Here is a 14,909-nt window from a genome sequence, read left to right on the forward strand (position 1 = left end):
TCCTTTTTATCGTTTAGCATCAACTTTATTACTGGCAGGTTGCTCTTCAGCAGAGCCTGATTCCTCTTCAAGTTGATAAGCAAAGTTCATTACTCAAATCAACAAAATCACCAACCATTTTTGTCCACATTGCCTTTGACATTGCAGTCCAAAGCGCTTTAAAACCATTTAAACTCGATTATTATTTACCCACCACCTTCATAATCCCTCTCATAAGAAGATAATGTCCCGGATAAGTGCATATGTAAGGATAGTCTCCGGGTTTTGAAGGTGCAGTGAAATAAATAGATTCCGATTTACCGGGTTGCAATAATAAAGTATGATACAATACTCTTGAAGTAGCTGGCACAAAACTCAGCCTTTGTCCCTTCAATCCCATTTCCAATGCCATTTTACCTACAATATCGGCTGAACCCGGCACGGTGATTACCACATTGTGCAGCATATCATCCGAGTTTCTGAAAATGAGTTTAATCTTTGCCCCGGCTTTCACGGTGACAGAGTTGATGTTGTATTTTAATCCCGGAACAGGATTTAGCGCAATAATTTGATCGGGCCCTTTTTTCCAATCTGACGGCTGTTTTGTAAGATGCTTAATTGTAACCGTTTTCTTTATTGACGATAGACTTTTTCCTTCATTGTTCAGCATAGCAGCATGATGCATCATTGCCATCCTATTTACTTTATTTTCACTGGTAATCGTAAGCTTGTCACCGTCGGGGAAATTATTAAGGGTATAATATCCAAAGTCATGCACCAAAGCGTAATTTTCTGTTGACCGTATACCTGAAGCTTTTATTTCATGAATGTAACCCAGCCTTAAGCTATCTACAACCAGCCTTACTTTCAAACCATCAGGCGATACAACAATTGCCTTTATAGGGCAATTGCCTTCGTTTATTACAGGGCTTCCATATTCGTGGCCATATTTATAAGTAAAGCTTGTGATCTCATAAGAGTGAACATCCGATGCCCTATTCCTGTCGACAGGCAGAGTAAATTCAATTTCAAAACCATCGGGCTTTGCTTGCACCGTTTTCATTTCAAAAGGAATTTTTCCATTCCAAACTAACTTTTGCAAGCCATAAAGTTCCCCACCGGTAGAGCCCCAGCCCCTGGCGGTCATACCAACAAACATACTTCCATCGGAACCCCAGTTTAGTCGTAAAACGCCGGAGCTAAAACCTTCACGGAAGGGAAAAGAAATTCCCTGGTAAACGCCTTTTATCTTTTCCAAATATACACGCATGATCTTACTTTGTCCCTGGTCGCCTACAAATAACTGTCCTTCGAAAGGCCCCATTTCCCCTTTATCTTCATAACTTAATATCCCGGAGGTTGAAACGCCGAGAATGGATTGAGGAAACCACACAGACGGACTTTTCAAACCGGGGACTCTTTTTGCTACATCATATTTTGGCTCACCATCATCGGGAATATCCTTAATGCGCAGTTTCACCGGAGAGCCGGGAAGCCCTGCCCATCGTAAGCTGGCTGGATTGCCCAGGAAATCACCTTCATTTATTTCAGTAATATGGCCCGAACCTACCCATTCACCCTGGTTCTCGGCATAAAAAATATCTCCTTTATTATTCAATGCAAATGCTGCCGGTGAACGCATACCAGCTGCAAAAGGTTTCATACGGCCATCCGGGGTTATCTTCAACATCCATCCATGCCATGGGGAGAGACTTTCCATCTTATTTGTCCATGCAAGGTTTAATGTAACGACCAAATTACCTTCTTTATCCAATATGGGACCAAAAGCATATTCATGATAGTTACCTGCTAAAGGCCATGAATAAATGGTTTTATATTCATCCGCTTCGCCATCGTGGTCCAGGTCACGCAATCTTGTAATTTCTGACCGTTGGGTGACGTATAGTTCGCCGTTGATGTAATTTATCCCAAGAGGTTCATGCAGGCCTTGTGCAAATAGCCGATAACGAGGTAAAGATCCATTCTTCATGTACGGATTAGAAATCATCCAAACCTCTCCCCGGCGGGTGCAAACAGCCAACTCATCATCAGGCATAAAAGTCATTCCTCCTACTTCAAGAAGAACACCTTCAGGGATGGGCACAGAATAAATTTTATAAAAATCTTCTTCCTTTTGGATTTTTGCTGTATCCGTATTTTCTTTTTGTGCAAATACTGTATTTAGTAAGAAACTAAAAATAATTTGCAAAAAGACAATTATGAAAATCCTGTTTCTTGTAAAAGACATAAACTAATTATATTAATTACCAAATAAATGAATACTCAACCGGTTGCTCCCCATTAATCTTCACGATAATCTCCTTCCCGTTAGGGGAATTTCGAATGATGGGGGCGTATTTATTATCAATACGGATATAAAACATTTTATCATTAACTGAATATAAATCTTCTCCAAGCCGGGTGATATCTTTTCCATTAATGATCCTGCAGTATACATTTTCCGGAGGATTAGTAATAGAAATTTTGCGTAAAATACCTTGTCCATTTGCCTCACAAACTATGCTGTCTTTTACGTCGATACCTTTAATAGTATAGAGAAATGTGGGATTTCTTTCCTTATTCAGCACATAACCATGATCTTGCAAATCATCGAAAGATACAGAATCGGGCCAGGGGGCATTTTCATCATGTAATATGGCAACTGCGGGTGCATCATTGAGGATAATGACACTTCCTAAAGGCGATGCAAGTTGTGACTCTCCTCTGCCTACCCACATGTCTGTAACGTCCAGAAATTGTCCTCTCCATATTTTAAAAATCGCTCCTTGTTTCAGGTCGTAAGCAAAATTCACTTGCGATGGGCTGCCAATTGAAATCATATGTGTAAGCTTTTTGTCTCCATACTTCATAAAACTTCGCAGCACATAATTTTTCGTTTGTGGATTTATATAAACCGGATTTTTTGGCCGCCGGTTGGTAGCATTATTATCACCTTCCACGTTGTCGTTAACAGAAGATAACTTGCGGTATTGTATATTTTTAAAAGCGACGGGTCCATGATCGCCCTGTAATACCACGGGGCCCGTAGCTTCTTCATCAGTAAACATACCTGAAGTGGTTGGGCCTGTAACGTTAGCCCCTTCCTGTATAAGAACTCCGTTTAAATAAACTTCTTCAAAACGTGCGTCTTTTATTTTATTTCCATTTTTATCAAACTGTGGTGCACGAAATTTTATATCCAAATGCTGCCATAACCCTGGCGCACGCGCAACATTCATCATTGGCGGAACTCCTTCAAAACTTCCACGCTGCTGATCCCTCCTTGGATAGATCGCCCCTTCATCATAAGCCGTAGGATTGATCTTTGTCCAGCTATCCAGTAATTGAATCTCGTACCGCCCCTGCAGATATACCCCCGAATTGGAATTTTTCGCCATCATAAAATCCAGTTTCAATTCAAGGTCTCCAAATTTTTCTTTGGTGTAAAGATGCATCTGGTTATTTTTAGCAAAGTCATCCACTACCACACCGGTGCCTTGTATCGATTGCAGGTCGTGTGTTTTTGTGTAATCAGCCACTGCATCCCCGGAAATAATCCAATTTTTAGGCGGATCAAGAAATGCATCAAGGTTATTCAATGAAACATTTTTGAAAGATTCCTGGCTTTGCCCGTAGACTTTACCGAGAAATAAAAAAATTGTCAACAAAAAGCATTTCTTAATTTTCAACTTGTACATATATATGTCTTTCCTTTATTTCGAAATTAGATAAGGGGCCGAGATGATATAGCAAAAGGCCTTTTAAAAAAATGTTTTTTAAATCGGGAATTTTAGCTGTAAGCATAAGTCCCACTATGTCTTTTCAATTGACCATTAATGCCAGCAAAATAGATTTCCGTGGTTCACTTTTCTTTTATAAATCGGAATTTTAAAAATGACCCTCATCTTCCATTCAAACAAATTTTCGCTTAAGTGCAAGAGGTATTTTTCATCCAATCGTTTATTTCATCTATATCCTGATGCCTTTTTTGGTGAACTTCTATTTTATTACGGACGGCTTTCACTCCTGTTGTTTTATGGGCTTATCAACTTATCAATTCTATAGTGACAAATGTATGCTAAGTTTCTCTGCCGGAATAGCAACCGATTACCAAATAATTAACAATAATTACCGGATAGGGAACTGCAAGAGAAGGATAAGTTTATTCACTTGTAAGGGCTGCAGCGTATGATTATTACGAACATTTTATGTCATGCAGATCAGGAAAATCCGCACTACATTATTAATTTATTTTTGAACAAACTTGCTTGATCGTTCCATTATTTTTTTAATACAAAAAATATATTGGTCAAGAAATAATACCGGCATATCTCATCATGGGACGTGCCAAAAGGATAAACTTATTTCAGCCATCGCACAGTATGTTGCTACCAAAAGTGAAATTTATTCCTGCATTAGTAGCGCAAAATGCAATGATTCAAAAAAAGGGACGTGGAATTCCTTGAAATTCTATTTCTGACCAATTACAATGGGAACAAATCCAATTTCAAGCCCTGGTGGAGGCTGAACGATCAATGCTGGATCTAACGAAACTAATTCCCCTTCTTTTGGCGGTGCCATATAATTTTTGTTGATTAGCCACTGGCGCTGTATTTTTTCTACAAAGGCCTGGAGTTTTTCTTTTTCTTCTTTACTCCAGTGAAATTGTTGCAATGATGGCTGATCGATAAAACGATACCAGCAATAAGTAACGGTTGAACCATCAGCTAAAACAACATTAATGGGTTTTGTTGCAGGCCCGGGATTTATCCACGATCCTGAATCAGGAGATGTATAAGGGGCGCCCCATTCAGCTAATTTGAATTCGCTTTTTTTCAATTCAGCTGGAACTATTGATGCTGAAACAGGCTCTCTTGGTCCATTACCTACCTGCATAAAATATTGAGGAAACTCCCCTTCTTTTGTTAGCGGATTATTTTTCCATTGCATCCCAAAAACGTTATCAGAAAATATTTTTGTCGTAAAAGTAGTTTCCATGCCGGATAACTTTATTCCCTTTTGATCAAACACCGGCATTTTGGTAGTTAGCACCGGTTCCCATGTTCCATTTTTATTAAAGGACCCACTGCATTCATTTTTATCATCTTTCCACCCTTTAAAAGAATTATAAAGCGCATCTTTTGAATAGTATTTTACGTCTCTTACCAGCACGCTTCTTCCCTGGTTATCTACGTGGAAAAATAGCTGGGGGATTTTATAAAATACCGTATCACCTGAGCGTTTTTCATCCATTCTGGGAACGGTATTGATCTCCATGGCACCACCGCCCATTACACCGGGCCTTGCATCGAGTCCGCGCCCGTAATCTGCATGATAGTCTTTTGAGATTTTACTCCAGGTTTCAGGTATATAATACGCCACCGGACCTTTGAAATTTGATGAATTTAAAAATAGCGTCCAGCTTTGATCTCCGGTGGGTGGAGGACCTGGTTTAGCGTCCATAAAACTTAAAGACATCCATGCATAACCTAAAAATTTACCATCGGGATTATTTATGAAAGTAAATCCATCCGGGGGAACAAGAATACGGTTGCTTAGCTGGGCTATTCCCATTTTATTATCTGGAAGCGCCGTGGCACTATAGAAAAATGACCATCCGGGAGACGCAATTTCGAGATCATAACAATTTGGTGTACCATTCATACTAAACTTAGGAGGTCCGTAACGAAATCTGTTTCCAGCCCAATAACCCAATCCTCCTTCAATAGTTTCAAATACACTTCCCCACGTGGGAGCTCGTTTTGGCCAATTATCCCGTGCAAGAGTTCCTACCGGGCAAAGTGGAAAATTGACATCATTGTTCTCCGGAATGACCCAGGTACCCGGTAATCCTATTTGAAAGTCTGCATACGGCTTATGCACCAGTGGCCAAACGGCAGAATAAAAGCTTATTCCTGCCCCGAAACCTGCCGGCGGTTTTGTCGAACTAAAACTGATGTAGCCATGTAATCCATCGGATCCCACCGTTATTTTATTTTCATTGTTCTGGCCAAGCCCTGGCAAACAATTCAAACTCAGAAACACACTTATTATAAATGCTAATTTTTTCATGATACAATTAATTAGAATAATTTAATTAGATTCCGGATGCATTGTGCATGTTCTTTTTGGTTTTTTACCGAATAGTTTTTCCATTCTTAAAATAAGATTCCGGGGGGCCAAGGTATGAATCCTTAACGCCACCTGTATTTATTACAAGTTTATCAATCACAATTCCAGGATCAACCATCCATATCTTAAGAGTATGTTGACCTTCCACTTTAATCAAATCTTTAGCAGTCATTGTCATGAGGTTAGCAATCACATCCCGGTTTCCTTTTTGATTTGTAATGATCTTGGGAGGGTCATCATCAAAAGCAACTCCGATTCTGCTGCCGTAATTTGAATTTATGGGAAACGATGGTGTACAATAGAATGTCGATGTGACAGAATCAGTTGAAAAAAAATAAATTTTGTATTCAAGGACGGGAGATTTCTCAAGAATATCAGCTGTATTTGCGTTGCAGGGCACGGTGGAGGGCAGAACCGTAACTGACTTCCCATTTCTTCCCAAACCATTGATTACACTCCACCGCGCCCCGTTTTTATCTATTTTTTTGGTATAATGTTCGGCTTCTATAGACACATAACCATTACTTTCAATATGGCCATTTACTTTGGACCGAATAGGGGACTGAGGATTAAAAACAGAAACATCCACCGCAAATTCATTACCTGGCCCGGTTATTTTAATGAATCCTTTTATATTCCTGCCTTTTGGCACTTTATCCCAGTTAATCGTTACCCAAATCCTTTTTTCGTGATCAAAGTTCCCGGCCTTTGAACTAAGAATGATCCAATTATCTGATACGGTACTTTGCCACTTTATTTTTCCTGTGCCCGAATTATACAAGTCAATAAATCGTTTATCCCGGTTATATTCGCTAAAACCTGGCAATTCTTTTGCATTTCCACCTTCTGTAGCAAGGTTCAGTGTGGCAGGGCCTGACCCGGAAAAATCACTAAGTGGCGGCATATCCCATTGATGCCATTGAGCACCCCAAGGACCCGGTAGAGAAGCCATATAATTCCATTTACTTCCAACCGTTAAAAGTTCTTTGTTGTAATGGTCTATTACTTCATGAATTTGCCGATCCGCTTGTTTTGCCAATAAGGCATAGGTGTCAGCACAAGACCTTTTTTGTTCACCATAAGTGTGACTCTTCTGTGCATAAATATCCTTTATATTTTGGAGAGCTGTACATTTAACATCATAAAGCACCATCTCGTAAAAAGCGTCTTTTTTATCCACGGGGAGTGATTCATAAACTTCATCAACTTCCTTCATTAATTTTCCGTATTCATCAACTCTTCGCTGCGCTTCGTCATTATAGTTTTGAATACTGAACCACTCCCAGCTTTTGACACCCTTTGCAAACATTACCATGTGCTCTGGTCTGCGGGCATAGGCAAGATTATAGTGTTCTTCCATGATATCCGCGATTCGTGGAGCATATTTCGCCCCAAAGTCCCGGGTTGCCCAATCTATTAGGAATCCTCTCGGATCGCTCTTGCTGAAGTCCGAAACGTTCCATGCCATCTGCATGAAAAATTCAATTCCAATTTCGTAGGGCTTAATATCTCCGACATTCACAATCCACAGTTTCCTTGCATTATAATCATAAGCCTTTTTCATTTCCGACCAGGTTAAGCCAAGCGAAGTTGTATAGAGCCAGGGGTATGCTGTGGTTGCTCCATTAAGCCACTGGAAATGATAATAAATACCAGATCCACCTGATCTTTGTTGCTCTTTTTTATCTGGTAGCTGCCGGATATTTCCAAAATTATCATCAGGCCAGCAGATAGTGACATCGTCCGGTACTTTCAATCCTTTATTATATAAGTTCAGGACTTCGGTATAGGGGATCAGGATTTGCGGTACCTTAGTGACATCGTTATTTACCCATTTTCTTAAAATATTTCTTTGATCTGAAATAACCTGTTCCAGTACCGGTACTGTTACCTCTTTTCCAGGTTCGTCATCCTGCCCCCTCTTTCCCAGTGTATAAATGTTTTCATATTTCCCGTTTTCTTTTACCCTTTCTTCCCAGTATTTATAAATATGCTCCCTGTTGGTCACATAATTAAAAGGCTCTCCCGGGTAGGCAGAATCCCATTCGGCACCTCTCATATTATTCCGTAGCATCGGTTCAATGTGCGATGAACCCATTACAATGGCAAATGAATCAGCAACTATTTTATTTTCAATGAAACTGTTAAACGGTCTTGTGTCCTGTTGCATTGCAGGCCAGAGATAATTTGCCTTCAGTCGCAATAAAAGTTCAAAGATCTTTCTGTAAGTTGTTGGACCAAGCCCGGTGCTATCCTTTTGTGCCAGAGTTTTTTCCGACCAGGGCCTGATTCCCCATATTTCATCATTAATAAATATCCCCCTGTATTTTACGGAAGGTGAATTCATGATATACATTCCTGGTTTTATCATTAACTCTCTGTGCCTTTTAACCGGTACATCTGCAAAATAATACCATGGTGAAACGCCCATCTGTTTTGAAATTTCTAATAATCCATAAGCCGTCCCTCTTCTGTCGCTGCCTGCAATTACGAGGGCCTTGTCGATACCTTTAAACGGCTTATCAACAACCTGGATCAGGCAGCTCTCCCATTTGTTATTTACTTCAGTAACATCAATTTTATGGCTTGCTATCAACTCCTTAATAAACCGGTTTTTTTGAATGCTGCCTGCAATTACAATATTTTTTGAAACTTCATTGAGACTGTTTCTGAAAGTCGGCCTGAAACCAGTTACCCGATTTACATCATCAGAAAATAACCCGGCAACAAGTAAGACCGTTTTGTCATCTCCAGGATCAACCAGTATGTTCGCAACAATTCCTTTCTTAAAGAGCGGAAAGTCTCTAGCCGTACCTTTCACTTCCACAAGATTATTAATAGAATGCACCGACTGTCCCATCAAACAGTCAACACATATTAAAAATATCAGGGGTAATAATAACTTCTTCATCGATTTCTCTATTTTCTGCGGTATTTGGATCATATTCGATTACCTGTTAACTAAATTAAATTTGAATTTAAGGTATTCAAGCTGGCAAGAAGACATACAATCCCATTAATAGATAAAATAAATTTAAAAAATGATAAATTTTGATCATTTTCAGCTGATATCTGACATATTTTTAGATAATATTCACTAATTGCTTTTTTGGTTTAATCATAAATGGTATATGTTTCTCTATTAATATTTAAAAATTATTTAGTGCCTCAAATTCGTAAACACTTTCAATTATAGAATTTTATCTTGATTACTATTATTTTGATATTACTTATCGCTCTTGCAATCTGGTTCACCATAATATTGACCCGGGATTTTGTAAGACATAGAGAAAACCTTGAGAAATCAAGCTGGTTAAAAACTTCAATCATAGGTTTTGTAGTTGATTTTTTTGATGCTCTCGGTATTGGCGCTTTCGCCCCTCAAATTGCCTTATTAAAATTTACGAAGCAAACTGAAGACAGAGTTATGCCAGGAACGCTAAATGTTTCTAACACGATTCCGGCATTAGTTGAGGCGATCATATTCATCAAAATAATTGAAGTTGACCCGCTCACATTGATCTTAATGTTATTATCAGCAACGATTGGTGGCGTTTTTGGTGCCGGTATCGTTTCAAAGCTTCCAGTTAGGAAAGTTAGGATCACCATTGGAATTGCACTTTTGATAGCGGCTTTTTTCATGTTAGCAAACAGGCTGGGATGGATACAGGGTAGCGGTGATGAAATTGGTTTGACAGGGTGGAAATTGCTTATCGCGTTAATAGTGAATTGTATTCTGGGGGCTATGAATACTGCTGGTATTGGATTGTTTGCTCCATGCATGGCCCTGGTATTTGCGCTCGGAATGTCGCCGAAGGTTGCTTTTCCGATTATGATGGGGTCCTGCGCTTTTCTTATGCCGCCTGCATCGGCCAGATTTATAAAGGAAGGAGCTTACAACAGGAAAGCGTCTTTCAGTATGGCTTTTGCCGGTACCGTCGCCGTGCTGATTGCGGTATTTATTGTTAAGTCGTTGCCTTTGGATATTCTAAAATGGGTTGTCTTTGGAGTTATTGTCTTCACTTCGATGATGATGCTGCGGGCTGCCTTCAAGTGGGAAAAATTTAATATCAATGGTTGAAAAATTCTAATATGAATAATAACTGCGGAAGAAGATTATTTATAAAAAAATCAGCGGCTATTACTGCAGGTGCATTCCTAATTCCTGAATCTTCGGTATTGACCGGTTCCGACAAAAATATACCATCAAGGTCCGCTAATTTACCCGGGTATACTGATATTAAAATAAATGTTGACTGGCAAAGGATGATGAAAGATCATGACCTTTTATGGAAGAAACTACCAGGAGATATGACTGAGGCACCTCATTTTGGAAATGGAATTATTGGATCTATGACATGGGTAGAAAATAATTGCCTGCGCCTCCAGGTTTTCAGGTCAGATGTGCATGACCATAATGATTACCATTATGGGTGGACAGCGTATAGCCGTCCCCGTTACCAGATTGGGTATTTTTCGATTCAACCCAAAGGAATAATAATCGATTGTGATCTCAGGCAGGACATATACAATGCCGAACTTAAAGGAAAAATAAACACCAGTATCGGAAGCCTTAACATTCGACATTTGACTCACAGGCACGACGATGTAATTTTTACAGAAATTGAAGTATCAGGAAAGGAAGAGTTATCCGGATGGGAATGGCATCCATTTGAAGCCAAAACTTCAAGAGGTGGTGATGCTGATGAAAAAAGATATGGGCAATCCTATGCGCCATACAAAAAGTACGAAAATCCTGAACACAGAGTTGAAAACCATGATGATATTTGTGTGGGAGTGCAGGATTTATCATCAGGTGGTAATTATGCTACTGCATGGAAAGAGAAAAAAGTGAAGACCAATAAAAAGACTTTGCTGGTGAGCATCGAAAACAGTTATCCCGACAAAGTATCGGCCAATCGGGCAATAAGTAATATTAAACGGGCCAGTAAAAAAACTGATAATGATATTGATAAATGGATTGTCAATCATCGTACGTGGTGGCATAATTATTACAGGGAAAGTTTTGTTTCATTTCCTGATAGTATAGGACAGACATTTTATTGGAATAATATTTATCGATTGGCTTGTTGTACTCGTCCTGATGCCCAATATATCGATACAGCCGGATTATGGAATTCGGGGGGACCCTGGCCTTACAGTACTCATGACTTTAATACCCAGACAGCTCATTTCCCGGTTTACACTGCTAACAGACTCCACTTGGGAGAGGCACTGGTAGCATCGCTACACCGAAACTACAGTAACCTTGTTGAAAACGTTGTTCCGAATGAGTGGCAGTCTGATTCCGCATTACTTCCGCTGGCGACAGCTTTTGATCTTAAAGGGAAAAGGGATGGTGATGGAAGATACAGGGAAATGGTTGGTTGTCTGCCCTGGCTGCTAAATAACTGCTGGCTTCATTACCGCTATACTATGGATAATGACATGCTAACGATTAAGTTGTTTCCTTTGCTGCGCCGAAGTATCAATATGTATCGACACCTGTTATATATCGGTGATGACGGCAAATTACATCTCCCCCCTACATTTTCACCTGAGTCGGGTAATTTTAGTGACTGCAATTTCGATCTAGCTTTGTTGAGATGGGGATGCAAAAGGCTGATTGAAATTTGCGGAATATTAAAGATCGATGATCCTCTTATTACGGAATGGAAAAATATTCTTAAGCTATTAATCGATTATTCTGTGGATGAAAGAGGATATATGCTGGGACGTGATAATACAGCTCCTCTTGAATACCGGCATATGTCCCACCTTATGATGATCTATCCGCTTTATCTTGAAAATATTGATAACAATACTGACAAAGGCTTAATAGAGAAGTCTGTAAGAAACTTTAAATCCTCCAGCATGCCAAAGATGGCAGCATCACAATCGTCACCGGCTGCCGCCGCATTAGGACTTGCGGATCTGGCCCTCAAGCGGATGAATGATATCCTGTACACTGAAACGGAGGATGAAAAACTGGGTAAAAACGGAATATACTACCTGGCCACTCCCTGCATTGAGACTTCATTAAGTTACAATACATGTGTTCAGGATATGTTGTTGCAAAGCTGGGGGAATAAAATAAGGATTTTTCCGGCATTGCCCGACGAATGGAAAGATGTTGCGTTCCATAATTTCAGAACTGAAGGAGCATTTTTGATAAGTGCCTGCCGAAAGAACGGGATCACAAAATTCGTAAAAATAAAAAGCCTGGCAGGAGAACCATGTAAAATCTGTCCTTCAATTGCTGGTATCCCGGGTATCAGCAGTCAGAATAGAAATGAATTAACGGAATTAGGTAAGGGTTTTTATGCGATTGATCTCAGGAAAGGCGAAGAGGCCATTCTTTACCCCGGCAATAGAATGCCTGATATCATCATTGAGCCTCAACCTCTGGATAAAGGTAAAATAAATTATTTTGGTTTAAAATAGCTTTTCAATTAGGCAAAAAAAGTCAAAATCATTTATCTGAAAAAGTTTCCAGTTCATATTTTGCAATTGAAGACTTACAAATATGGCCGGACAGTGTATAGCCGTTTGCGTCACTAGATTGGATATTATTGATTCAGCCTAAGGGACTAATAATCGATGTGGATCTCAGGCAGAATAATAAGTAACCGTTTTTACAAAATTTCTTTAAAAAAATTTACTCTTTTAACTTGATACTTTAAATAACTCAAACTTAAGATTCAAACTCTTTACTAAATAATATACACATGAAAAAACTATTGATTCTTATAATAACCGCATTAAATGTAATGGTACTCCCTGCCCAGGTGAAACCCAACCATATATTTGCAGATAACATGGTTTTACAACGCGACAAACCAATAAAAATATGGGGTTGGGCCTCCCCCGGAGAAAAAGTTCAGGTTATATTTGGCCCCCAGGTAAGAAATACGGAAACTAATAAAAAGGGAGAGTGGTTTTTATACCTTGACCCTTTAAAGGCAAACAACCAACCCAAAGATCTTATTATTAAGGGGAAGAAGAACCGTATTGTTTTTACCAATATACTGGTAGGTGATGTTTGGGTATTGGGAGGACAAAGCAATATGGAGTTTGATCTGGACAGAATCTACAATGGGGACCTGGAAGTAGCATCCGCCCATTTTAATAATATACGTCTTATGACCATTCCTAAGGCAGCCAGTCAAAAACCTCAACAGGATTTTGAGCGGATTAACGAGTATGATGGATGGTTAGATCGTTATGATAAAAAGGGATATTGGTTTGTTTGTTCACCTGAAACCGTAAAAACCTTTTCGGCTATGGGTTATATTTTTGGAAGAAGAATCTATATGGCTTCTCAAATTCCCATTGGTCTTATCGACGTATCAGTCGGAGGAACTACGCTCGAAGCCTGGCTTTCTTCAGAAATATTGAATGAAATACCGGGGGATAACAAGCTAATTGCCGAATGGAATAAAAAGGTTGAATCATTTGACCCAAAGGAAAATCTGAGATCGAAGATTGCTAACTGGGAAAGGCGTTCTGAGATCAGAAAAAAGCAGGGCTTGGAACCCGTTCCAAAACCAACCGAGCCAGACCAGAACCCTGCCCTTGACAGAAATTATCCCGGCTCTTCCTATAATGGTATGGTAGCAGCAATAGCCGGTCTGTCCATCAAGGGCATTATATTTAACCAGGGATATAATAATGCGCTGTCAGGAGATTCCAGGCCACAGCTTTATGCAAAAAATTTTATCGCTCTTATACAAGACTGGAGAAAAGCTTTTAATGATGAAAATTTGCCTTTTGGAATAATCGAATTAAGTGCAGGTGGTACCCCTCAGACCCTTGATAATTATGAAACGCAAATGTTTGATCCTGCCTCTTATATTCGAGAAGGGCAATTCAACGCATATAAACATTCAAAAAATACAGGCCTTGTTGCCATTTACGATCAACAGGAAAATTGGTATCACCCCAGAAAAAAGATTGAGGCCGGAGAAAGAATGGCACGTTGGGCTTTACAAACGCAGTATAACTTAGAAATGGGTTGGGAACCTGCAGAATGTATTGCCAAAGATAGAATATCAGGCAGAATAATACTAACCTTCAATAAAGAGATCAAGACTTCGGATGATAGACCATTTGAAGGTTTTGCGATAGCGGGGAAAGATGGTCATTTCTTCCCTGCACAGGCAAAATATTTTATCAAGGAAAAGGATAAAGCAGGAAATGATATACAAGATAAAACGAAGCTTGTAATATGGAATGAATTGGTGCAGGAGCCGGAAGAAGTAAGGTATGCCTGGGCCAGAAACCCTATTGGAAATGCAGTTAATGAATCTTTTAGAGAAAGAATAATCCCTTTGCCCTCATTCCGCACCGATTCCTGGGATTATCCTGAAGCTCCGTTTGGACAAGATGAATTGGAAACTTACAGAAAAAAGACAGATTCCCTGCACAATCAGGCAGTGGAATGGCTTAAACTTAGAAAAATACTGGAGAAAGATATGAAATAGAATATTTATCATAGCTTATCAGAAAAAATAAAAATGATTTTATCATAGTTTTCTTCGGTATCAAAAATAAAGTATGTCGTTATTGTCTTCAGTAAAATATCCGCATACTTTTGAAGCTATTCCATATGCTCTTTAGAGCATGCCTTATCATTGATGTTTTTGATGTCTAGTATATAACTGCGAGTAAATTGATTTTCGCTTATTATTTCTACAAAATCTTTATGTTTTAACCCTGAATGAATCATTAAGGGACTGTTTAGGGTAAATTTTGTAAACAAGTGGATAATCTGTTTTTATCCAACGAACAAAACTCAC

7 protein-coding genes are annotated in these 14,909 nt (G+C 39.3%); 3 read left to right on the top strand and 4 right to left on the bottom strand.

Annotated features, from left to right (window positions below):
* Positions 1–181 precede the first annotated feature (181 nt).
* The 4 genes from FW778_RS20605 to FW778_RS20620 all read right to left on the bottom strand — a co-directional run bounded on the left by FW778_RS20605 (position 182) and on the right by FW778_RS20620 (position 9,022).
* Positions 182–2,227, bottom strand: a complete 2,046-nt coding sequence (locus FW778_RS20605; protein WP_150416782.1) for a plastocyanin/azurin family copper-binding protein — start codon at positions 2,225–2,227, stop codon at positions 182–184.
* 16 nt (positions 2,228–2,243) lie between these two features.
* Entirely contained in the window at positions 2,244–3,647 is a 1,404-nt protein-coding gene (locus FW778_RS20610) for a 3-keto-disaccharide hydrolase (protein WP_202552404.1), read from the bottom strand.
* 802 nt (positions 3,648–4,449) lie between these two features.
* Positions 4,450–6,051 carry a hypothetical protein gene (locus FW778_RS20615; protein ID WP_150416784.1) on the bottom strand — a complete coding sequence of 534 codons (1,602 nt, stop codon included), beginning with the start codon at positions 6,049–6,051 and terminating at the stop codon, positions 4,450–4,452.
* A gap of 64 nt (positions 6,052–6,115) precedes the next feature.
* Positions 6,116–9,022 carry a glycosyl hydrolase 115 family protein gene (locus FW778_RS20620; protein WP_202552405.1) on the bottom strand — a complete coding sequence of 969 codons (2,907 nt, stop codon included), beginning with the start codon at positions 9,020–9,022 and terminating at the stop codon, positions 6,116–6,118.
* Between the two features lie 294 nt (positions 9,023–9,316).
* On the opposite strand from FW778_RS20620, the gene FW778_RS20625 reads away from it, so the two are divergent.
* The 3 genes from FW778_RS20625 to FW778_RS20635 all read left to right on the top strand — a co-directional run bounded on the left by FW778_RS20625 (position 9,317) and on the right by FW778_RS20635 (position 14,594).
* Positions 9,317–10,192 (top strand): sulfite exporter TauE/SafE family protein, encoded by an 876-nt coding sequence (locus FW778_RS20625; RefSeq protein ID WP_150416786.1) that lies wholly within the window; start codon positions 9,317–9,319, stop codon positions 10,190–10,192.
* Positions 10,193–10,203: 11 nt separating this feature from the next.
* Positions 10,204–12,555: a glycosyl hydrolase family 95 catalytic domain-containing protein gene (locus tag FW778_RS20630; protein WP_150416787.1), complete on the top strand. Its 2,352-nt coding sequence runs from the start codon at positions 10,204–10,206 to the stop codon at positions 12,553–12,555.
* A gap of 284 nt (positions 12,556–12,839) precedes the next feature.
* A complete protein-coding gene (locus FW778_RS20635) occupies positions 12,840–14,594 on the top strand; it encodes a sialate O-acetylesterase (protein WP_150416788.1) in 1,755 nt (584 codons plus the stop codon).
* The last annotated feature ends 315 nt before the right edge of the window (positions 14,595–14,909 follow it).

Origin of the sequence: Ginsengibacter hankyongi (assembly GCF_008710285.1) — a bacterium.
In the GTDB taxonomy this organism is placed as follows: Bacteria; Bacteroidota; Bacteroidia; order Chitinophagales; family Chitinophagaceae; genus Ginsengibacter; species Ginsengibacter hankyongi.